The following is a 23,029-nucleotide window of genomic DNA, read 5'->3' on the forward strand; positions in this document are numbered from 1 at the left end:
CGATCCAGAAGGAGGAAAACCCGTGGCCACCCCGAATACGCAACGACAGTACGACATGGTCTTCCTGGTCGTCCCCGAAAAGGACGAGGCCGGCGCCCAGGGCGTCGTCGAGGAATTCCGCAAACTCCTCGTCGAACTCGGCGCCACGATCGAGAAGGACGAGACGATGGGCCGCCGCCGCCTCGCCTACACGATCAAGAAGAAGAACGAGGCGACGTACCACAACTTCCTGTTCCGCGGCTCGTCCGCCTGCGTCGCCGAGGTCCAGCGCAAGCTGCGCCTCTCGGAGGACGTCCTCCGCTACCTGACCGTCCGCATCGACGAAGAGGTCAAGCACGGCCTCAAGGTCGCCCGCAACACGAAGCCGCGCCGCCCGCGCCCCGAGATGTCGGACGCGCCGATGTCCGCCCCCGCCGCCCCCGCAGCCCCCGCTCCTCCCGCCGCCCCCGAGGCCGCGGAAGGGCGCGAGTAGGAGTCCGCCATGGCCGCACCCGTTCGCAAGCCCGCCAAGAAGAAGTTCTTCGTCCGCCGCAAGCGCGTCTGCAAGTTCACCGTCGAGAAGATCGGTTACATCGACTTCAAGGACGTGAAGACTCTCGCGGGGTTCGTCCCCGAGCGCGCCAAGATCCTCCCGCGCCGCATCAGCGGGACCTCCGCCTTCTACCAGCGCAAGCTCGCCACGGCGATCAAGCGCGCGCGGTACCTGGCGCTGCTCCCGTACGTGTCTGATTAGGAAAGCGTTCTCCGCCTTCTGGGCGGCGCTGGCCGCGGCCGTGACCGCGGCGGCGCCGCCCTTCGGCGTCTTCCTGCTGCCGTTCGCGGCGGGGCGCCTCGGCGTCGCCTCGCTCTCCACGGAGCGCCTCGCCTGGGGCTTTCTGCTGCCCGCGTGCGCGCCGCCCCTCGCGCTCGTCCTCGGCGCGATCCTCGCTCCCGGCGCTGCGGGGCCGGCGTTCGTGATCGCCGCGGCGTTCGTGTCCCTGCCCGCGGCCGCGCTCTACGTCACGGGGCAGGGCGGCTTTCGCCGCGACCGCGCGCTCCTCGTCGTCTTCGCCGTGACCGGAATCGGCGCCCTCGCGGCGCTGCTCGGCGCGGACGTCGCGACGGGGCGGGATCCGGGCGAGGTGGCGGCGGCCCGGTGGGCGGCCGCAGTCCCCGAGATGCTCGAGACGTACCGGTCCAGTGGGTGGGGAGAGTCCTCCCTCGCCACCGTCGCGCGGCTGTTCGAGATCCTCCGGGTGGCCCTGCGCGACCAGCTCCCGGGCATCGTCCTCGCGATCGCGATGGGGCACGCGGCGATCGTCGTGTACGGGTTCGCCCGGGCTTCCGGCATCGCCGGGGCCGACTGGATCGAGCCCTCCTTCAGCCGATTCCGGACCCCGCTCGCCGCCGCCGCCCTGTTCGTGCCGGCCGGCCTTCTCGCCGCGCTCGGGGGCCCGGACCTGCGCCGGCCGGCCGTGGACGTCCTGCTGCCGCTCGCCGTCTTGTTTTTTCTGCGTGGTCTGGCCATAATCCGCGCTCTTCTCGACAGGGGAAGAGCCGGCCTTCTGGGCCGGGCGCTCGTTTACGCGCTGGTCTTTCAGATGCCGTTTCCCTTCCTTCTGGCGCTCGGGGGCCTGTTCGACGAGTTCGTCGACGTCCGGGCGCGGCTCGACCGGATTCCTCCGGCCGAGGCTGGGCCGCCCGACTTCTGAGACCGGTGAAAATTCTCGAAAGAACTTTAGGAGTCCCGCGATGAAACTCGTACTGACCGACGACGTTAAGGGTCTTGGGCACCGGGGCGACGTCGTGACCGTCGCCGCCGGATACGGCCGCAACTTCCTGCTCCCGAAGACGCTCGCCTACCCGGCCACGCCCGGAAACATCAAGCGCCTCGAGCAGGAGAAGAAGCGCTACGACGTCCGTGTCGCGAAGGAAAAGGAACAGGCCGAGGCCGTCGCCAAGGGCGTCGAGGGGACGAAGATCGTCCTCCACAAGAAGGCGGGCGAGGGCGACCACCTCTACGGCTCGGTCACCGCATCGGACATCGCCGACGGGCTCGCCGCCAAGGGCGTCACGATCGACAAGCGGCGCGTCGAGCTCGAGGAGCCCATCAAGCGCCTCGGCACGCACACCGTGCACGTCAAGATCCACAAGGACGTGACGGTCGCCGTCATCGTCGAGGTCCTTCCGCTCTCCCAGTAGGCCGAACCTCCGGACGAAGACCGAAGAGCCGGGCGCGAGCCCGGCTCTTTTGCTTTCCGCTCCTCCCCCTCCCGTACAATCGAGACACGCTCTCATGACGATCGCTTCTGGAACCCGTCTCGGGCCGTACGAGATCCTCGCCCCGCTCGGCGCGGGAGGGATGGGAGAGGTCTACCGGGCGAGGGACCCGCGCCTGAACCGCGAGGTCGCGGTAAAGATATTGCCGGGAGATTTCTTAGAAGGTGAAGAGAGGCGGGCGCGCTTCGAGCGGGAGGCGAGCCTTCTTGCGAGCCTGAACCACCCCGGGATCGCCGCCATCTATTCCTTCGAAGAAATCCCCTCTTCCTCTTCTTCTTCCTCCTCGCAGCCCATTCTCGTCATGGAGCTGCTCGAGGGCGAGACGCTGCGCGCGCGCCTCGCCGGCGGCGCGCTGCCCGTGCGGAAGGCGGTCGACTACGCGGCTCAGATCGCTCGCGGCCTCGCGGCCGCGCACGAAAAGGGCGTCGTCCACCGCGACCTCAAGCCCGAGAACCTGTTCGTCACGAAGGACGGCCGGGTCAAGATCCTCGACTTCGGCCTCGCGAAGCTCGTGGGGCCGGGAACGGGCAGCGGCAGCACGAATCTCCCGACGCAGTCGAAGGGGACCGAGCCGGGCGCCGTCCTCGGGACGCTCGGCTACATGTCGCCGGAGCAGCTGCGCGGCCTTCCCGCCGACCACCGGACCGACGTGTTCAGCTTCGGCGCCGTCCTCTACGAGATGCTCTCGGGGCGCAAGGCGTTCCGCGGCGACACCGCGGCGGACACGGTCTCCGCGATCCTGCGCGAGGATCCGCCGGAGCTGTCCGCCACGAACCGTACGATTCCACCCGCGCTCGAGCGCATCGTGCGCCACTGCCTCGAGAAAAGCCCCGACGAGCGGGCACACTCCGCTCACGATCTCGCGTTCGACCTCGAGTCGTTCTCGACGGCGTCGTCGAGCACCACGGCGGCGACGGTTTCGCGGATCGCGATTCGGCGGCCTTCGGCCGCCGCGCTCTTCGCGGGGGCCGCGTGCCTCGGGGCGGGCGTTTTCGGGGGAAGGCTGCTGTGGAAGAAGCCGCCGGACGCGCCGCCGACGTTCCACCGGCTCACGTTCCGGCGCGGAAACGTCCTGAGGGCCCGCTTCGCGCCGGACGGGCGGACGATCGTTTACGGGGCGGCGTGGGGCGGAGCCTCGTCGGAAGTCTTCACCGTGAGGACAGAGGGCCCCGAGTCGCGGCCCCTCGGCCTCCCGAACGCGACCGTCGCGGCGGTGTCATCCGCCGGCGAGCTCGCGATCCTGTCGCACGAGGGCATGAAGGACACGGGGAGCTGGGGAACGCTCGCAAGGGTGCCGCTTTCCGGCGGGGCGCCGCGCCCGCTCCTCGAGGAGATCGCGGATGCGGACTGGACGCCGGACGGCAAGGATCTGGCGGTCATCCGGAACCAGGACACGGGGGGCCGGCGCATCGAGCTGCCCGCCGGAAAAGTGCTCTACCAGACCCCGAACAGGATTACGGCGCTGCGCGTGTCGCCGGACGGCGCCCTCGTCGCGTTTCACGAACTCGACGAGAAGGGCACGCTGATGCGGGTCGTCGACCGCGACGGGAAGGCCCGTACGCTCGCCGGGCCGATGTCGGCGTCGTCCGGCCGCTTCGCGTGGAGCGCGACCGGCCGCGAAATCGTGTACTTCGGCGGGCTCGACCGCCAAGACGCCGCACTCCGCGCCGTCGACCTTTCGGGCCGCGTCCGCACGCTGTACCGGTCGACGGGGTATCTCTTCGTCCACGACGTGTTTCCGGACGGGCGGATGCTCATCGAACACGCGGCAAGCATCAGGGGCCTCATCTTCGGGCGCACCTCGGGCGGACCGGAGACCGAGCAGGGATGGTTCGACGGCTCGGAGGTCCGTGCGCTTGCGGACGGGGCGAGCTCGATCCTGTTCAACGAGATCGGCGAGTCGGTCGGCGTCCAGCCGCAGGCGTTCTTTCGGAAGACGGACGGCTCTCCCGCCGTGCGTCTCGCGGACGGGGAAGGTCTCGCACTCTCGCGCGACGGGGCGCGCGTCCTCCTGCGCACGGGCGACGGCCTGACGCTCGCACCCGTCGGCGCCGGCGCGCCGACGCCCGTCGCGCTCGGGCCGATCGCCAAGGTCGAGAGCGCGGCGTTCTTTCCGGACGGGAAGCGGCTGCTGATTCAGGGATCCGAGAAGGGCAAGCGCGGCCGCTTCTGGATCGTGGATCCGCCCGCGTCCCCTCGCGCGATCGCGCCGGAGGGCACGCAGGGCAACGCCGACCTCATGTCACCCGACGGGCGCTCGGTCGTCGCGTGGGCCGCCGAGACGTCCGTCCTGTCCGTCATGACGATCGACGGGGGCGCCATCCGAATGCTCCCCGGAACCGAGTACGACGATCCTCTGGGATGGACACCCGACGGACGGGCTCTTTACGCCCGCCGCAACCCGGGCCAGGGCCGAGAGATCTATACGCTCGACGTGACCACGCTCGCGCGCAAGCCCTGGAAGGCGCTCTCGCCGCCCGACACCTCGAGTGTCTCGCTCCTGTCCCAGGTCGTATTCCCGGCGGATGGCGCCGCGTACGCTTACTCGTACCGGCGCGTCCTGACGTCGGATCTCTACGTCGTCGAAGGGCTGAAGTAGGCCTCAGCCCGGTGGTCCGCCGTCTTTGCCCGGCTTCGGGAGAGGGGCCGCGAGCTTCGGGGCGTCCGTGAGCGTGACCTCGTCGCCCTTCGTCTCGCCGCGCTTCGGCGCGTAGATCGCGCGCTGGAGGTACTGCGGGAGATTCGCGACGGCATGCGGCTGGTCGCCGCACATCTCGGTCGGCTGCGTGCCGTTCACGAACGCCATGAGAACCGTCTTCGTGCAGCCGGGGGCGGCGCGGTAGCCGGTCGCCTCGTCCACGGGCACGAGGACGACGCCCTGCGGCGCCTCGAAGTCGTCCGCCGCCGTCACGATCCCTTCGGCCTTCATCCGCTCGACGATCTTCGTGAAGACCGGGAGCGCGACCTCGGCGCCCTGCGCGTGCGAGCCGCCCGCGAGCGATCTTCGCGTGTCGTGGCCGATCCAGACGGCGATCGTGTGCTTCGGCGTCATCCCGATGAACCACGCGTCGGAGTACTCGTTCGTGGTGCCCGTCTTTCCCGCCAGGTTCAGCCCGAGCTTCGCGGCGGACGCGGCCGTTCCCCGCTGCACGACGCCGCGCATCATCCCGAGAAGCACGTAGGCCGAGGCGGGCGACGTCGCCTCCTTCGGCTCGGGCGACCACTGTTCGAGCGTGATCCCGTCCGCGTTGCGGATCTTCTCGATGAATGCGGGCTTGTAGACGAGTCCGCCGGCGGCGACCGATGCGTACGCCGCCGCCATCTCGAGCGGCGTGACCTCGAACGCGCCGAGGGCGAGCGACGGGTAGGCCAGGAGGTTCTGCCGGATCCCGAGGCGGCGCGCCGTCTCGACGACCGTCTTCGTGCCGACGAGCAAATCGACCCGCACGGTCGCGAGGTTGACCGAGTGCTCGAGGGCGTACTGGTACGTGATGATTCCGTTGTACTTCTTCTCGAAGTTCTGCGGCTGCCAGGGCTCCTGCTTCGGGTCGATCGTGATCGAGATCGGCGCGTCGAGGACCGTGTCCGCCGGCGTGAATCCCTGTTCGATCGCGGTCAGGAAGACGACGGGCTTGAACGCCGACCCGACCTGCCGCAGCGCCTGGACGGCGCGGTCGAATTTCGAACGGTTGAAGTCGTAGCCCCCGACGAGCGCGCGGACGGCGCCCGTGGCGTTCTCGAGGATGACCGCGGCGCCCTCGACGTTCGGGTCCTGCGCGACGATCGCCTCGGACTTGCCCGCCTCGTTCGTCAGGGTCTCGATCTGGATGACGTCGCCGCGCGCGACGGCCTTCGCCGGATTCTCGGCACGGGTCCACTTGAAGGCCGCGGCCGGCAGCGCGAATCTCCTGTCGCCGACGCGCACTTCGACGCCCGTCTTCGACGTCGTCAGCACGACCGCCGTGAGCACGTCGGGCGAGGAGCCCGACGTCCCGTCGAACCACGACGGGTCCTTGAATGTCTCGGGGTCGAGGCCCTCGGCGACGAGGTTGCGGGGTTTGCGGAAGCCGGATCGCCGGTCCTGGCGCCGGAGGCCCCAGCGCAGCGCGTCCTCGGCGAACCGCTGGAGGCGCGGGTCGAGCGTCGAGTCGACGCGCAGGCCCTCCCGGTAAAGCTCGGTTTCCCCGTACTGCTTCTCGAGGTACTGCCGGATCTCCTCGCAGAAGTACGGCCCCACCGTGGACTCCCGCGTTCCCTTGGAGACTTCGATCGGCGTCGCCGCGGCCGCGGCACGCTGATCTTCCGAGATGTACCCCTCCTCGCGCATTCGTCGCAGGACGAAGTCGCGGCGATTCTTCGCCGCCGCCGCGTTTCGCACGGGGGAGTAGTACGCGGGGCGCTGGATGATCCCGGCGAGGAGCGCGGCCTCGGGCAGCGCGAGGGCTTTCGCCGTGTGGCCGAAGTACCAGCGCGACGCGGCCTCGACGCCGTAGTTGCCGTGCCCGAACTGGATCTGGTTCAGGTACATCGTCAGGATCTGGTCCTTCGAGAACTGGCGTTCGATCTCGACGGTCAGGAACGCCTCGTTCACCTTACGGGCGATCGTCTTCTCGGGCGAGAGGAAGACCGCGCGCGCGAGCTGCTGGGTCAGCGTCGAGGCGCCCTGCGACATGCGGCGCGTCGCGATGTCCTTCACGAGGGCGCCGCCGATCCGCACGAGGTCGATGCCGCTGTGGTCGTAGAAGCGCGCGTCCTCGGCCGCGAGGAGCGCCTTGACCATGACGTCGGGAATGTCCTTGCGGTCTATCAGGACGCGGCGCTCGATCGCGAACCGCGCGATCGTCGAGCCGTCGGCGCCCCGGATCTCCGTGACGATGTCGGGCCGGTACGTCGCGAGCGTGGAAACCTTCGGAATCCGGATCGCCCGCGACAGGCCGTACCCGGCGGCGACACCGAGGCCCGCCACGAGCAGGACGGGGACGAGAAGGACGGCGAGGGCCGCGACGCGGCGTGCGCTCACGGCCCATTCTCGCACGCGCAAAACGCGTGGTACTTTCGTGCTTTGCGGAGGACGCATGACCGAGACCTCACCGCCGCCCGTGCCCGCGCCGCAGATTCCGAAGCTCCCCACGACGCTGCCGTTCGAGGACGAGGCCGGCCGCGCCCGCCGCGACGGCTGCCTGAAGTGGGGCCTCGTCGGCTGCGCCGGAGCCTCCGTTCTCCTGATCGTCGGGATGCTCTTCGTCCTCTCGAACGCGAAGAAGCTGATGGGTCTCGCCTTCGAAAAGATCGGCGATCAGGTCGTCGTCGCCGCGGGGCCCGAGGTGTCGCCCGTGGAGAAAGAGCGCTTCCGGGCGGCGCTCACCGCGTTCGCCGAGCGCGCGAAGGCCGGCACGGCGCCGCCCGCCGTCGTGCAGGCGTGGCAGTCGCAGGTGACGGGCGCCCTCGCGGACGGCCGCGTGACGGCCGACGAGATGCGCTCGCTGACCGCCTGGCTCGAGACGTCCGGCGCGGCGCCGCCCCCCGCCCCGGCGAAATAGGCTCGTGACGGATTTCCAGGTCCTCTCCCCGCTGACGCCGCAGGGCGACCAGCCGCGCGCGATCGAGCAGCTCGTCGCGGGCTACCGCGAGGGGCGGGAGAAGCAGGTCCTCCTCGGCGTCACGGGCTCGGGCAAGACGTTCACGATGGCGAAGGTCGTCGAGGCACTGAACCGCCCGACGCTCGTGCTCTCGCACAACAAGACGCTCGCGGCGCAGCTCTACCAGGAGTTCCGGTCCTTCTTTCCGAAGAACCGCGTCGAGTACTTCGTCTCGTACTACGACTACTACCAGCCCGAGGCGTACGTCCCGCAGTCCGACACGTACATCGAGAAAGAGACGGACATCAACGAGGAGATCGACAAGCTCCGGATCGCGGCGACCGCCGCGCTCTTCGAGCGGCGCGACGTCCTCATCGTGGCGTCGGTCTCGTGCATCTACGGCCTCGGCAGCCCCGAGTCGTTCGGGAAGATGGCGATCGAGATCGAGAAGGGCGCCCGGTACGGGATGACGTGGTACTTGAAGCGCCTCGTCGAGGCCCAGTACGAGCGCACGAACATGGACCTCTCGCGCGGCACGTTCCGCGTGCGCGGGGACGTGCTGGACGTGGTCCCGTCGTACGAGGAGCTGGGCCTGAGGGTCGAGTTCTTCGGCGACGAGATCGAGCGGATCACGCGCTTCGAGACCGTGACGGGCCGGAACGTCGGGGAGATCCCGCGCTTCGAGCTCTTCCCGAAGTCGCACTACGTCACTCCCGAGGAGGTCCGCAAGCGCGCGCTCGGGTCCATCGAGGCCGAGCTCGTCGTGCGGCTCGAGGAGCTGAAGGAGCAGAACAAGCTCCTCGAGGCCCAGCGTCTCGAGCAGCGGACGCGCTTCGACCTCGAGATGATGCGCGAGATCGGCTACTGCGCCGGGATCGAGAACTACTCGCGCCACCTGTCGGGCCGTAAGCCGGGCGAGCCGCCGCCGACGCTCCTCGACTACTTCCCGTCCGACTACCTGCTGATCGTCGACGAGAGCCACCAGACGATCCCGCAGGTGCGCGCCATGTACCACGGCGACCAGTCGCGCAAGGAGACGCTCGTCGAGTACGGCTTCCGCCTGCCGTCCGCGCTCGACAACCGGCCGCTCCAGTTCGAGGAGTGGCTGGAGCGGACCGGCCAGCGGCTATTCGTCTCGGCGACGCCCGCGCCTTACGAGCTCGAGGAGACCGGCGGCGAGGTCGTCGAGCAGGTTCTCCGCCCCACGGGCCTCCTCGACCCGCCGATCTTCGTGCGGCCGGTGAAAGGGCAGGTCGATGATCTGCTCTCGAGCGTCAAGGAGCGGACCGCGAAGAACGAGCGCACGCTCGTCACCACGCTCACGAAGCGCATGGCCGAGGACCTGACGAACTACTTCCTCGAGCTCGGAATTCGCGTGCGGTACCTCCACAGCGACGTCGAGACGCTCGAGCGCGTCCAGATCGTGGGCGATTTCCGCCGCGGCGTGTTCGACGTCCTCGTGGGCGTCAACCTCCTGCGCGAGGGGCTCGACCTGCCGGAGGTCTCGCTCGTGGCCGTCCTCGACGCCGACAAGGAAGGCTTCCTGCGGTCCGAGACGTCGCTCATCCAGACGGCCGGCCGCGCCGCGCGCAACGTCAACGGGATCGCCGTGTTCTACGCGGACAGGATCACGGATTCCATGAGGCGCGCGATGAGCGAGACCGAGCGCCGGCGGAAGATCCAGGGTGACTGGAACACCGAGCACGGGATCGTGCCCGAGTCGATCGTGAAGGCGCTCGACTCGCCGCTCCTCCAGATGGCGGACCTCGACTACCTCGAGCCCAGCGGCGTCGAGCGCCGCCCGAAGGCGAAGGACCTGCCCTCCCTCGACCGCGAGATCTCCGAACTCGAGAAGGAGATGAAGGTCGCGGCCAAGGAGCTCGAGTTCGAGAAGGCCGCGCAGCTCCGCGACCGGATCCGCGAGCTTAGGGCGATGAAGCTGTTCTGAGGTGTCGCGTCGCCGAGCGCCGCGACGCACCCCCTACCGGAAGAATCCGTTCACGTCGACGATGAAGTCGACGGTGGCGGCGGAGTTGTTGAAGACCGAGAACGTCGTGCTCGCGTTCGCGAGGGCGACGATCGCATTGTTCGCCCGTGTGCGACCCGCCCGGAAGCTGATCGAGCTCGTGTTCGGCCGCGAGACGTCCGCGGGGAAGACGACGAGCTCGCCCGGGGCTCCGACGGTCGTGACGGTCAGGTTCGCCGAGATCGCGACCGCATCGGCTGGGATGCCGCAGACGCCGGCCACGTCGAACGACCGCGTCGCATTCGGCTGCAAGGGCGGCGCACCCAGCGGTCCGGCCTGGTTCCGCGTGTCGAGGACTCGGCAGGGCGGCAACGGATAGAAGAGGCCCGCCGAACCAACGGGAGCGAACGTGGCCGTCACGGTCGTCGGTCCGTTCACCGTCACCGTCGTCGAGGCGGAGGTCTGGGAAGCGACCGGACCGGTCCATCCGGTGAAGGCGAATCCGGGATTCGGATTCGCCTGGAGGCTGACGATCGCGCCGGGGTCGTGAACGCCGCCGGACGGGGGCGAGACGGCCCCGCCTGCGGAAGGCGTGGCGGCCGTGAAGAGCTGGTAGGGGGGCAGGACGTCCTGGGTCGACAGCAGGGCCTCTCCGCTCACGGTCGTCCCGCAGGAGTTCGTGAACGCTGCCCGGTATCTGTCGCCGAGATGTGACGAGGTGACCGGGACGATCAACGGGCTGGAGGTCGCGCCGGAGACGTTGCCGAAGGGGCCGCCGTTTCGGCTCACCTGCCACTGGAGCGTCGGTGTCGGCTGTCCGGACGCCGCCGCCGCGAAGGTCGCGGTCTGACCGACGGGCAGGATCTGGTCGGCCGGCTGCGCGGTCACCGCCGGTGACGAATCTACCGTGAACGTCGCGGCATTCGAGGTCCGCGTCCCCGACGCGTTCGTGAAGACGGCGCGGTACCGGTTGCCGTTCACAGCGGGGGCCGGAGTCACGTTGAGCCCGCCCGAAGTGGCCCCGGGGATGTCGGTGAACGTCGCCCCGCCGTTCGTGCTGACCTGCCACTGGACCGTCGGTACGGGAAAGCCGTCGGCGGCTGCGCTGAACGACACCTGGTTCGTCGCGAAGACCCAGGCCGCGCCGGTCCCCCCGTGCACGAGATCGAACGAGCCGGGGCCGCCGACGATCGCCGTCGTTCCATCCGTCGAAAGGGCGACGGATGTCCCTTGCTGGGGAGTGAAGAACTCGGGGATCTCCGAACCCGTTCCGACGAGCTTCGATCCCTGCTGGGTCCAGACGCCGAGGCTGCGGCGGAACACCCAGACCGCCCCATTGCTTCCGTTGTCAGTGAAGCCGCCGAGGAGTGCGACGTTCCCGTCCCCCGACAGCGCCACGGACATGCCGATGTGCGCATTGCCGACCGCTCCCGTGCCGACGAGCTTTGGCCCCTGCTGCGTCCAGACGCCTCCACTGCGCGTCCAGATCCACGCCCCACCGGGGGGGGCCTCGTTCCACGCCCCGACGAGTGCGGTATTCCCGTCTGAGGAGAGGGCGACGCGGACTCCCTGGTTTCCCGAGAGCGAGGCACCCCAGGAACCGCTCCCGACGAGCTTCAATCCCTGCTGGGCCCATATCCCGCCGGAGCGCGTGAAGACCCAGGCCGCCCCGACGCCGTCGTTGTCGTAGTAGCCACCTTCGACCAGAGTGTTGCCGTCAGCCGACAGCGCCACGGAAGTCCCCTGAGCGTCCAGCCCGACCGCGTCGGTTCCCCTGAGGAGCGGGCCCTGCGGGCTCCAGACCCCGCCGCTGCGCGTGAACATCCACACCGCTCCATTCCAGCCGCCGCCCCAGCCTCCGCCGACGGCCGCGGTATTCCCGTCGGCCGAGAGGGCAACCGCCCTTCCGAAGACGGGGTTGTTCGGGCCCATCCCCGCGCCGGTGAGCGGCGGCCCCTGTTGCGTCCAGACCCCTCCGCTGCGGGTCCAAACCCAGGCGGCGAGCCCGAAACTCCCGATCAGCGCGGTGTTGCCGTCCGCCGAGAGAGCGACCGAGGCGCCCTGGTTGGACGCCGGCCCGCTGGCGACGAGCTTCGGCCCCTGCTGCGTCCAGGAGTCGCCGCTGCGCGTGAAGACCCAGACGGCTCCGGCTCCATAGCCGTCCTGGTTGCCACCCACGAGCGCCGTGCTCCCGTCGGCCGAGAGGGCGACCGCCCACCCCTGCGACGGGCCGCCGGAGGATCCGGATCCGATGAGTCTCCCGCCTTGCTGCAGGAACTGCGTCAACGCCCCTTGGGCGGCCTGACCAGCGCAAACCTCAACGCTTGAAGGCTGCTGGGTGATGTCGGGCGCAGCCGGCGCGGCCGTCACCGTCAGGAGGGCGGCGGTCGTGGCTGCCGTCGAGCAGGCAGACGTGAAGGCGGCAAAATACCGATTGCCGTTCATCGCCGTCGAGACCGGGAAGGCCAGGGTCGTCGAGGTCGCCCCTGCGATGGCCTCGTAGCTGGCCCCGCCGTCGGTGCTCACGTACCACCGGGCCGTTGGGGCCGGCGTGCTGGTCGCCGCGGCCGTGAACGTAACCGTCGCCCCCGTGGCGATGGACTGGCTGGCCGGGTTCGTCGTCACCGTGGGCGCCGTGGCGACGGACAGCGTGGCTGGATTCGAGGTCGTCGAGCCGAGGGAGCTCGTGAAGACGACGCGGTACTGGTTGCCGTTCACGGAAGTCGACGCGGGCAGGCTCAGCGTGACGGATGAACCCGAGACGGGCAGCGCGATGTCGGTGAACGATAGTCCGCCGTCCGTGCTGACCTGCCATTGCGCGGTCATCGCCCGCCAGCTCGCGCCGACAGCCGAGAACGTGACCGGGCCTCCGGAGCACGCGCCTTGGTTCTGTGGCTGCGTCGTCACGGCCGGCGCCGTCGCGACGTAGGCCCAAGCGGCCCCCTTGCCCGAGTGGTGTGGGTCTCCCGGAGGGTCGTCCCATGGACCGCCTACGAACGCCGTCAGGGCGTCCCCCGAGATCGCCACACGCCAGCCCTGGATGGGGATTCCGATCGAACCCGAGCCGACCAGCTTGGGTCCCTGCTGGCTCCACGACGCGCCGTAGCGGTAGAAGACCCACGCCGCCCCAACCCCGTTGTTGTCCGACTGACCCCCCACGATCGCGGTGTTTCCGTCCGAGGAGAGCGAGACGGACATCCCCTGGGTCGATGTCCCCGCGTGGTCCTCTCCCTGGAGCAGGGGCGCTTGCTGGGTCCAGGCGCCGCCGGAGCGGGTGAATACGAAAGCGGCACCCATCTTCGAATCGGTCCCGGGCCCGCCCACGAGGGCCGTGTTCCCGTCCGCCGACAGCGCCACAGCCGTGCCGAACGATCCTGTCGAAAATGCGGGCGTACCGGTCAGCTTCGGCCCCTCCTGGGTCCAGACGCCGCCGGACCGGACCCAGACCCACACCGCACCATGGATCTGTCCGGTGGGGCTCCCGGGGACCGGGTCGTCGTACGGCCCTCCGACGAGCGCCGTGTTTCCGTCCGCCGACAGCGCCACGGACGCCCCCTGCGCCGACGCTCCCGCCGCACCGGAGCCGACGAGCTTGGGTCCCTGCTGCGTCCAGACGCCGCCGCTCCTCGAAAAGACCCACGCCGCGCCCGGGTTGCCTTCGAAAGCGAAGTCGTTCGGCCCGTTGTCGTTGACCCCGCCGATGATCGCCGTGTTCCCGTCGGCCGACAGGGCGACGGAGAATCCCTGTGCGGCTCGACCGACCATCCCGGTACCCACGAGCTTGGGTCCCTGCTCGGTCCAGAGGCTTCCGGTGCGGGTCCAGACCTGGGCCGCGCCATAGGCCGCTCCGTTCGGGTCTATTACCCAGCCTACGAGCGCCGTGTTCCCATCGGCCGAGAGCGCGGCCGACCAACCCTGTTGAGTGCCGACAGCCGGATCGACGAGCTTGGCCTGCTGGGTCCACGCGCCGCCCGACCGGGTCCAGATCCAGACTGCGCCCTGGATGTTGTTGTCCCAGCCGCCACCGACGAGGGCGGTGTTTCCATCGGCGGAAAGGGCGACGGCCTGGCCCTGCTGCGCGCCGTCGGGCAGATCTATCGCCCCAGTCCCGACCAGCTTCGGGCCCTGCTGGATGTACTGCGCCAAGGCGGAAGACTGGAAAGCGCACGCGGCCAGGAGCGTCAGAATCAGGAAGAGAGCTCTCCGGCGGGACTTCGTCGAGGTCTCAATCATCATTGGCGATTGGCCCCCACATAGCATACGCGGGGAATCAATCAAGATCGGATCAACGCCGAGCACGGCGCATCAGGGAATTTGTCGAAACCTCGATGAAATGGTGGGAAGCGCGGCCCGTCCGGGCTCGCCGCTCCGGCGTCGAGGCCGCCTTCTTCGAGCTTCGCGGCTTCGGCGAGGCTCGAGAGCTCGGGCAGGGGCTCGCCGTCGCCCGCGTGGATCAGCAGGGGCGCCGAAGAGGCCGTCCGTCCGGCGGGAATGAAGATGGTGAGTGGCGTCAGATGAAGCTGTTCTGAGCCCTTGCGAAAGCGGCGGCCGGGCCCCACACCTTTGAAAGGTGCATCGACGGAAGAGGTGCGCCCCGAGGAGGGCCGCCATGACCGAGTTGCAGCTTCGCAACCGGCTGCCTTTCATTCTCGTCCTTGCCATGGCCAGCTGCGGGCTCGGCATGCGCCTTCTGGCCCCGGATTTCCGCGGCCCCGCCGCGAGCCCGAGACCGAGGGCCCTTGCCGCGCCTGAAGCTCCGCGCTCCGGTCCGGCGGTCCCGCTCCTGCAGGAACTGCCACCGGCCGCGTCGAGGGCCGCCCAGGCACTCGCCGACGTCACCGTCTTCTCGGACGACTTCGAGGGTGCGTTCCCCGGGGGATGGCAGCTCTTCTACACCGGAGGCTCGAACGGAGCGACCGTGTGGGGCCGCTCGACTTACCGTAAGGCGGGCGGCAGCGCCTCGGCGTGGTGCGCGGGCGGCGGGACGTCGCCGCGGCCGGCGGGAGGGAGCTATGCCCCGAACATGGGCGCCTGGCTCTACTACGGGCCGTTCGACCTCTCCGACGCATCGGACGCGACGATCGAGTTCGACCTGTGGAACGACTGCGAGCCCTCGGCGGCGTCACCCCCTCCCGACCTGATCACCCTGTACGCGTCGACCGACGACTTCGCGACCAACGAGCGCCAGCAGGGCGTCTACTTCGGCAACACGAACGGCCAGTGGGCGCACGTCACGAAGAAGATCAGCAGCTTCGACCTCATCGGCGCAGTCGGATCGCGCACCGTGTACCTCGCGTTCATCTTCAACTCGGACGCCGCCACGCATCTGCGGGAGGGCGCGTACCTCGACAACGTCGTCCTCCGCAAGACGACGGGCGGGGCCGCGTGTTCGCTCGGCTGCACGGCCACCGTTCCGGCCACCGGGACCTCGGGCCTTCCGGTTGCGTTCGCGGCGTCGGCGACTCCCACGAACTGTGCCGGTGCGCCGGCATTCGCGTGGACGTTCGGCGACGGCGCGACCTCCTCCGGCCAGAGCCCGTCGCACACGTACGCGAGCGCGGGCGCCTACCCGTGGACGCTGACGGCCAGCGTCGCGGGTGTCACCTGCACGAAGAGCGGCACGATCTCGATCGCCGGCCCGCCGCAGGCTTCGAATTCCGCCGCCACGGTCTACTGGCTGCCGGTCGCGAGTCACGCACCCGGGGCGCAGGGTAGCCAATGGCGGACCGACCTCGGCCTGCTCAACCTCGGAACCGCGGCGGCGAACGTCGTGACCGTGCTGCACGTGCCCGGGAATCCGGTCCAGGGAACGGCCTCGGTGGCGGCGGGCTCCCAGGGAATCTTCCCGGACGTTGTGGGCCAGCTCGGCTGGACGGGCTCGTGCCCGCTGGAAATCCGCTCCGACCAGCCGCTCTTCGTCACGTCCCGGACCTACAACCAGGCCCCGGGTGGCACGTTCGGTCAGGACACCGTGGGCATCGAGGAGGGGGCCGGAGCGTTCGCCGGGCAGGTGATGTACCTGCCGCAGCTCACGGAGAGCGCGTCCTATCGGACGAACATCTCTCTCACGAACACAGGCGAGATCCCGGCGTCGGCGCTCGTGGAGCTGCTCAACGGCTCGGGGACCAAGCTGGCCGATTACCAGGTCGCCCTGGCGCCCGGGGAGTGGAAGCAGGAGAACCGCCCGTTCCAGGCGCGGGCGGGGCAGAGCGACCTCGGGCGCGGCTTCGCGCGGGTGAGCGTGCTCTCGGGCTCCGGGATTCTTGCGTCCGCCTCGGTGATCGACAACGTCACGAACGACCCGACGAACGTGCCAATGAAAGCCGCGCCGCCGTCCGGGAACCTCATCCAGTGGCTGCCCGTGATCTCGCACGCGGCCGGGGCCCAGGGCAGTCAGTGGCGAACCGACGTCGGCCTTCTCAACCTCGGCGATTCTTTGGCCACCGTGACCATGCGCCTGCACACGGGCAGCGGAATCCTGTTTGCGGACGAGATCGTCGGCGCTCGCGCCCAGGCAATCGTGGCGGACGTGGCGAACCGCTTTTCGTTCACCGGCTCGGCGGCGCTCGAGATCTCGGCGGACCAGCCGGTCGTCGTCTCCTCCCGTACGTACAACCTCGGCACGGCGGGGACGGTGGGCCAGGACACCGTCGCCTCCATGCCCTCGGGGGGAGCGGCCACCGGTGAGGTGTTCGTGCTGCCGCAACTGATCGAGAACGATTCCTACCGCACGAACATCGCGCTCACGAACGCCGGGACGATCCCGGCGTCCGCGACGGTCGAGCTGTTCGCGAGCGGCAGCAAGCTCGCCGAGTACGCGGTGAACCTGGGGCCCGGGGAGTGGAAGCAGGACAACCGTCCGTTTCAGGCGAGAGGCGGGCAATCCGCCATGGCGGCTGGCTACGCAAAGGTCACCGTCACGTCCGGAGAGGGAGTGATCGCCCTCGCCTCCGTCATCGACAACGCGACGAACGATCCGACGGGCGTGCCCATGAAGATCGTGGGAGCGGGCACGATCACGGGGACGGTCGTGAGCCTCTCCGGAGCGCCCGTGACCGGCGCGACGGTCGCCGCGGGCGGAAGGACCGCCGTGACGGATGGAGTCGGCGGATTCACGCTCACGGGGGTGAAGGCCGGTCAGCGCGTCGCGGTCACGGGCGTGAAGAACGGCTGCGTGGGCGCGACCGAGCTCACGACGGTGAGCCGGGGCGCGGTCTCCACGATGTCGCTGACCATGGCCGTGCCCGAGGCGACGGGGTCGGTATCGGGCGCGGCCGGGGGCGCGGTCAGCGCGCCGGACGGCGGCCGCGTGACGATTCCGGCGAACGGGCTGGTGCGCCCGGACGGCTCTGCGTTTACCGGCAGCGCGACGGTCAGCGTCCTCACGCTCGATCCGACGATCGGGGCGGAACTGTCGGCGCTGCCCGGCGACACGACCGGGGTGACGGCGGCCGGCGCGCGGGTGCCGGTACAGACGTTCGGGGCGGTCGACGTCGGCATGACCGACGGCAGCCAGACGCTCCGGCTGGCGCCCGGGAAGACGGCGGGCCTGCGCATTCCGATCCCGGCGGGGCTGCGCGCGACCGCGCCCACTACGATTCCGCTCTGGTGGTTCGACCCTGCCGATGCCCGGTGGCACGAGCAGGGAACCGGAACCCGTGTGGGCGACACGTACGAGGCGTCCGTGACGCACCTGAGCACGATCAGCTGGGCCGTGCCGGGTGGCCGTTGCGAAGTCACTGGACGGCTGGTGGACCGGGACGGCAACCCACTCGGATCCGTGGTGCTCTGGCTGACGGGGTCGGGCCGCGGTTTTCAAAGCGAAATAATCAGTTCCGGGAATGACGGTCGCTTCGCGTTGATGGCGTTTTCGAGCACCACGCACGGACTCGTCGTCTCGATCGGCGGGGACGCCCGCGTGATGTCGACGTTCACGGCGTGTGAGAGCGGCGGGACCATGAGTCTCGGCGACATTCCCCTGAACGTGAAGGTGCGTTACCAGATTGCCGGGTTGCTCTACTCCGACGAGCCTGGGAAGCCGTTCGCGTCGGGCGTCAGAGTTACCGTGCGCGACTTCGCCTCGACATTCGAGGGGGGGGCCTACGCTTTCAGCGAGGTTCCCGCCGGCATCTATGAGGTGTGGCCGGACAAGCCTGGGTGCACGTTCGCCCCCGCGTCGAGAACCGTGACGGTCCCACCCGACGTATCAAACGCCTTCTTCGTTGCGCATTGCGCGACGGTGCCCGGCCCGTTCTCGCTTCTGGCGCCCGCGAACGGTACCGTGCTGATGCTCGAACCGACCGACGAGGATTACGCTTTTGTGCCGCTCCGTTGGCAGGTCTCGCAGGGTGCGACCCTTTACCTGGTCGAAGTCGACAGAGGGGGGGAGCACTATTCCGTCTTTGAAAGTGGAACGCAATTTGTCTTCTCGGTGAACGAGAGTGGCGAATACAGATGGCGGGTCACCGCCAGAAACGAACTAGGCGAAACGCCGTCGTCGAGCGGCACCTGGTCGTTCATCACGCTGCTGCGACCTCCCGCGCAGACCCCAACACCGACACCGACACCGAATCCGACACTGACGCCGACTTGGACTCCGACGCCCGGCAGCACGCTGACACCGACCCAGACGCCCACTCGGACGCCGACGACGACCAGAACCACGACGGCGACGGCTACGCCCACCGCGACCCGGACGGGCACCCCGAGTCCGACTCCAACGCGAACCCCCACCGGATCACCGGGCGGGTTCTCGGGCGCGTGGCACTACCAGCACGACTGCTACCCGACGTCTCCGCCGCCGCACCTGATGGACCTCACGGTCACCCTGACGGAAGCGAACGGCACCTTCTCGGGGACCTTCCTCTCCCCCAGCGGCTACACCGGCCTGATCGCGGGGACTTACAACGCCGGCAGCGGACAAGTCCAGGGAACCGTCACGCTGACTGTTACCTCATCGGGGGCTCTCCGTTGGATAGTCACGTTCAGCGCGACGCTGACCGCTTGGGACACGGGGTGGATGGTCACCCCATGTATCGCCGGAGACTGCCAGAACGTTTGCGGCGGGACGATCGAATGGCCCATGTACGTGCGTCTCACGAAACTCTGAGGCGCGACGGCGACGCTCGGACTTGACGGGTGGACGGCCCGGCCGACAGAATCGTACAAGAGATGAAAGCCAATTTGGTGGTGTGTCTCCTTCTCATGGCCCTGCCGGTCCGTGCGGGCGAGATCACGGGCCGCGTGACGCTGAACGACAAGCCTGTCGCGGGCGTCACGGTTTCGGCGCTTCCGGTCGAGCAGCCCGCGGAGGCGGCGCGGCGCGAGGCCCGCCGCGAGCCGCGACCCGCCGCGATCGCAAAGGCTCTCACGAACGCGAAGGGAGAGTTCCGCCTCGTCTTCGAGGCCGTGGCGGGGGAGACTGGGAAGCTCGTGAGCCTCGCGTGCGCGGGCGGCGGCGTCGCGTCGGCGTGGCTCCCGGGCCGATTCGACACCGCGGACGTCGACGACGCCGGGGAATTCGCAGCCCGCAAGGGTGTGCCTCTCGGGGGCCGCGTCGTGGATGTCGAGGGCCGGCCGCTGGCGGACGTCGAGGTCGAGCATCCCGGTGGGCCCGGTTCCGTCCGGACCGGCGCGGACGGACGCTTCGCCTTCGAGGGAGTCGCCGAGGCTTCGAGCGACGTCTTTGCGGAGAAGCCGGGCTTCGTCAGGGCCAGAGCCTCGAACGTCCGCGGCGGAGCGAAGGACGTGGCGATTGTCATGCGCCCGGGTCTGCCACTGGCCGGAGTGGTTCTCGCGGCCGACGGCACGACTCCGGTGGCCGGGGCGATCGTCCGCGTGGACGGGCGCGAAGCCTGGGCCGCCGCCGAGACGGACGCGGAGGGACGCTTCACGGTCGCCGCGTTCGCCGCGGGGCGCGTGACCGTCCTCGCCGACGGAGGCGAGCGCGGCATGAGGGAGGTCACGGGTGTGGCGCTGCCGCGTCCCGAAGGCGAACCTCTGAAGGTCATCCTCGCGCCGGCGCCGACGGCCCGGGGACGCGTGATCGACGCCCTGACGCGAAAGCCGGTGGCGGGCGCCGTCCTCGACGTGTCCGCGGGAAGGCTCCGTTTCTGGACGCGCTCAGGCCCTGACGGGACGTTCACGGTGCGTCCCGCGCCCGCGTCGGACTTCCGGATCGCGGCGAGCGCGCCGCGCTACGTGACGTCGATGCGCACGGTCGCGCGCGGCGAAGCTTCGAGGCCGATCGAGATCCTCGTGCGCCCGGCCGCATCCGTCGCCGGGAAGGTCGTCGATGACCAGCGTCGACCTCTCGCGGGGGTGAAGGTCCGCGCGTACGACGCGAGCCCGCGGCCCGTGATGGGCGCATCCTCGTCGGTCCTGACGGGCGACGACGGCTCGTTCACGCTGCGGCGGCTCGCATCCGCCGAGACCCTGAGGGTCCTCGCGAGTCACCCCGACTTCGAGACGCTCTCGGTCGGCGACCTCGGCCTCAAGCCCGGCGAGGCGCGCGCGGGCCTCTCGCTGTCCCTTCGCCGCGGCGCCGTGATCACGGGCGTCGTGAGCGCGGGCGAGGCTCCGCTTGCCGGTGCGAGCGTGAGTCTCTCGCCGGGGCGCGCGGCGTACGGCGTGCCCCCGCGCTCCCTTTCCGCGCCGCAGTGGAGCTGGCCGCGAACGGCGACGGGCCCGGACGGCCGCTTCCGGCTCGGTGGGCTCGCCCCGGGCGACTACACCGTTTCGGTCTCGAGGGTCGGATACGCGAGTGAGACACGGGAGGCCGCGGTTGCGGAGGGCAAGGGCCCGGACCCGCTCTCGATCGTCCTCGGCTCCGAGGCCGTGATCGCGGGAAGCGTGCGCGGCAAGAAGGGCAGTGGCGTCCCCGGCCAGAGCGTGAACGCCACGGCGGTCGACGCGGCAGTGCGAAGCAACGGCTTCGCCCGGACGCTCCCTGACGGCAGCTTCCGCATCGACGGCCTCAAGGCCGGCGTCCCGTACAACCTCTTCATGTACTCCAGCAGCTCGAACGCGCCGAAGAAAACCGTCACGGCTCCCGCCGACGGCGTCGAGATCCTCGCGACCGGAACGGGCCGCATCGAGGGCCGCGTCGTGGATCCGGAGGGCCGCCCCGTTCCGGAGTACCAGGTCCGCGCCCAGGGCGACCAGTCGAGCGGAGGGCCGAACTGGTGGGCCAACTCCGTCCGGCAGGACGTCTCGGCCGAGACGGGCGAGTTCGCGATCGAAAACGCTTCCGCGGGCGCCCTCGAGGTGCGCGTCGTCGCGAAGGGCTATCAGGCCGCCCGCGTCGGCGGCCTCGTCGTCGAGGAAGGTGAAACGCGGTCGGGCGTCGAGGTTCGGCTCGCCCGGGGCGCGGTCGTCCGCGGCCGCGTCGTCGAAGCCCGGAGCGGGCGGCCCGTCCCGGAGGCCGAGGTGTCCGCCGATTCCGCGCCGGCTCGCGTGACGTCCGACTCCGACGGCGCGTTCGAGCTCGAGGGCGTGATGCCCGGGAAGGTGCGGGTGACGGCGACCTCGCCCGAGTTCACGGCCGCGAGCGAGACGATAGAGGTCGGGGACGCGGGAGGCACGGTCGAGCTCAAGCTCTCGCCCGGCGGGACGATCTCCGCCGTCGTCGTCTCGGCCGGCGGCGAGCCGGTTGCGGGCGCGGAAGTGACTCTCGTGCAGGCCGGCCAGAATTCTTACGGGGGATCGAAGTCTGTCGCGGGGCCGGACGGGCGCGTCCGGTTCTCGCACCTCGTGCCGGGCCGCTTCACGCTCACGGCGGGGAGCACCGGCCGGCGCTCGAAGCCCGTCGACGTCACTCTGGAGGCCGATCAGGCACGCGACGATGTCCGTGTCGTCGTGGGCGGGGGCGCGACGGTGCTGGTGAACGTCACGGGCCTCTCTCCGGAGGATCGCCGGCAGCTCAGCGTCATGGTTACCGGAGCGGGAAGCTGGGCCCCGGCCAAGGAGCTTCCGGACGGCCGGTTCGAGGCGCGTGACGTCGCCCCGGGCCGCGGGCAGGCGTACGCGCGTGTGGCTTCGACCGGCGATCCGGGCGGCCGCTCCATCAGCCGGCCGCTGACGGTTCCCGAGGAGGGCACGGTGGACGTCGAGATCCCGTTCGAGTCCGGGTTCACGCTGACCGTAAGGGTCGTGCGCGACGGGAAGGACGTCGAGGGAGCGAACGTCTACGCGCGACCCGCTCTGGCTGAGGCCGCGACGCCCGGAATGGGCACGACCGACCCTTCGGGGATCTGCCGCCTGACGGGACTGAAGGCCGGGTCGTACAGCGTGAACGTCTTCTCGTTCGCCACGTCGGGCACCGCTCCGGAGCAGAAGATCGAGCTAACGGGCGACCGTTCGCTCGAGTTCGCCCTGCCGTCCGGCCGCGTGGCGGGCCGCGTCGTCGCGTCCGGCACGCGCCAGCCCCTCGGCGACGCGCGCGTCTCGATCAAGAGCATGAACGCGGACGGGACGTTCGGGATGACGCACGACGCGACGACGGATGACACCGGCCGGTTCCAGCTGGAGGGTCTCGAGGCCGGCCCGCTCAAGCTGACGGCGCAGAGGAGGGGCTACGTCCTCGAGACGCGCAGCGTCACCGCGGACGGCCCCGAGGATCTCGTGATCGAGCTCGCCCGCGGCGACGGCCTCGACGTGACGGGCCGCGACGGGCTCCTCGGGACGCCGCTCGGATCGCTCTCCGTGAGGGTCTCCGACGGTGTCGGAGCCGAGGTCGTGAGCACGTACGTCCGCCTCGACAGCGCGGGCCGCGGCGAGATCCCCTCGCTGAAGCCGGGCTCGTACTCGATCGTCGCGATTGCCAGCGGGTTCGCGCCGTCCGTCCATGACGGCGTGCCCGTGCCCGGTCCGGCGCTTGCCGTCGCCCTCACACCGGGCGGGACACTCGACATCGACGTGTCGGCCGATAGGCTCAAGACCGCGCCGTTAAAGTGCGTCGTCAACGGACCGCGGGGCACTCCTCTTGCGTTCCATACGTGGGGCAACCGCGGCGAGTTGTCGATCTCCATGGCCTCGATCCACCTGCCGAACTTTCCGCCCGTTTCCGGCACTCTGTCCTGCCCGGGCTCGGCACCCATCCCGTTCGCGGTGACCGAGGGCGGCACGACGCGGATCGCGGTGAAATAGCGGCGCGGAGGCGCTCCAAGCCCTACATTCCTGACAGTTCGACCGAGCGGCATCGAGTGCCGGAGGCTCGGGCACGTCG

The 23,029-nt window shown here is 69.9% G+C and carries 11 protein-coding genes; 9 read left to right on the forward strand and 2 right to left on the reverse strand.

The genetic code is table 11. The annotated features are described in order from the left end of the window. The first annotated feature begins 22 nt into the window (after positions 1-22). The 5 genes from rpsF (at position 23) to IPL89_18595 (ending at position 4,858) form a co-directional block, all read left to right on the forward strand. Positions 23-472: a 30S ribosomal protein S6 gene (gene rpsF, locus IPL89_18575; protein ID MBK9065156.1), complete on the forward strand. Its 450-nt coding sequence runs from the start codon at positions 23-25 to the stop codon at positions 470-472. Positions 473-481: 9 nt separating this feature from the next. Further along, positions 482-733: a 30S ribosomal protein S18 gene (locus IPL89_18580; GenBank protein ID MBK9065157.1), complete on the forward strand. Its 252-nt coding sequence runs from the start codon at positions 482-484 to the stop codon at positions 731-733. A 40-nt stretch (positions 734-773) separates the two neighbouring features. After that, entirely contained in the window at positions 774-1,691 is a 918-nt protein-coding gene (locus IPL89_18585; protein MBK9065158.1) for a DUF2232 domain-containing protein, read from the forward strand. A 40-nt stretch (positions 1,692-1,731) separates the two neighbouring features. Beyond that, the gene (locus IPL89_18590; GenBank protein MBK9065159.1) at positions 1,732-2,181 is read left to right on the forward strand and encodes a 50S ribosomal protein L9; all 450 of its coding nucleotides are present in this window, start codon (positions 1,732-1,734) and stop codon (positions 2,179-2,181) included. Positions 2,182-2,275: 94 nt separating this feature from the next. After that, entirely contained in the window at positions 2,276-4,858 is a 2,583-nt protein-coding gene (locus tag IPL89_18595) for a protein kinase (protein MBK9065160.1), read from the forward strand. Positions 4,859-4,861: 3 nt separating this feature from the next. Here IPL89_18595 and IPL89_18600 read toward each other — a convergent pair whose 3' ends face one another. Then, the gene (locus tag IPL89_18600; GenBank protein ID MBK9065161.1) at positions 4,862-7,279 is read right to left on the reverse strand and encodes a PBP1A family penicillin-binding protein; all 2,418 of its coding nucleotides are present in this window, start codon (positions 7,277-7,279) and stop codon (positions 4,862-4,864) included. A 55-nt stretch (positions 7,280-7,334) separates the two neighbouring features. Between IPL89_18600 and IPL89_18605 the strand changes: the two genes are divergently transcribed. Both IPL89_18605 and uvrB read left to right on the forward strand, forming a co-directional pair. Beyond that, a complete protein-coding gene (locus IPL89_18605; protein ID MBK9065162.1) occupies positions 7,335-7,799 on the forward strand; it encodes a hypothetical protein in 465 nt (154 codons plus the stop codon). A 4-nt stretch (positions 7,800-7,803) separates the two neighbouring features. Continuing rightward, positions 7,804-9,786, forward strand: coding sequence for an excinuclease ABC subunit UvrB (uvrB, locus tag IPL89_18610; GenBank protein MBK9065163.1), 1,983 nt, complete (start codon positions 7,804-7,806; stop codon positions 9,784-9,786). 33 nt (positions 9,787-9,819) lie between these two features. Here uvrB and IPL89_18615 read toward each other — a convergent pair whose 3' ends face one another. Beyond that, positions 9,820-14,037, reverse strand: a complete 4,218-nt coding sequence (locus IPL89_18615) for a hypothetical protein (protein ID MBK9065164.1) — start codon at positions 14,035-14,037, stop codon at positions 9,820-9,822. A gap of 376 nt (positions 14,038-14,413) precedes the next feature. Between IPL89_18615 and IPL89_18620 the strand changes: the two genes are divergently transcribed. Both IPL89_18620 and IPL89_18625 read left to right on the forward strand, forming a co-directional pair. Next, positions 14,414-18,913 carry a PKD domain-containing protein gene (locus IPL89_18620; GenBank protein ID MBK9065165.1) on the forward strand — a complete coding sequence of 1,500 codons (4,500 nt, stop codon included), beginning with the start codon at positions 14,414-14,416 and terminating at the stop codon, positions 18,911-18,913. Between the two features lie 62 nt (positions 18,914-18,975). After that, positions 18,976-22,950: a carboxypeptidase regulatory-like domain-containing protein gene (locus IPL89_18625; protein ID MBK9065166.1), complete on the forward strand. Its 3,975-nt coding sequence runs from the start codon at positions 18,976-18,978 to the stop codon at positions 22,948-22,950. Positions 22,951-23,029 lie beyond the last annotated feature (79 nt).

Source organism: Acidobacteriota bacterium, from assembly GCA_016716715.1.
Lineage (GTDB): Bacteria > Acidobacteriota > Thermoanaerobaculia > UBA5066 > UBA5066 > Fen-183.

Coding starts and splice junctions, on each gene's coding strand:
- IPL89_18580 (MBK9065157.1), top strand. CDS start 482: ATGGCCGCACCCGTTCGCAAGCCCGCCAAGAAGAAGTTCTTCGTCCGC.
- IPL89_18590 (MBK9065159.1), top strand. CDS start 1,732: ATGAAACTCGTACTGACCGACGACGTTAAGGGTCTTGGGCACCGGGGC.
- IPL89_18595 (MBK9065160.1), top strand. CDS start 2,276: ATGACGATCGCTTCTGGAACCCGTCTCGGGCCGTACGAGATCCTCGCC.
- IPL89_18605 (MBK9065162.1), top strand. CDS start 7,335: ATGACCGAGACCTCACCGCCGCCCGTGCCCGCGCCGCAGATTCCGAAG.
- IPL89_18615 (MBK9065164.1), bottom strand. CDS start 14,037: ATGATTGAGACCTCGACGAAGTCCCGCCGGAGAGCTCTCTTCCTGATT.
- IPL89_18620 (MBK9065165.1), top strand. CDS start 14,414: ATGACCGAGTTGCAGCTTCGCAACCGGCTGCCTTTCATTCTCGTCCTT.
- IPL89_18625 (MBK9065166.1), top strand. CDS start 18,976: ATGAAAGCCAATTTGGTGGTGTGTCTCCTTCTCATGGCCCTGCCGGTC.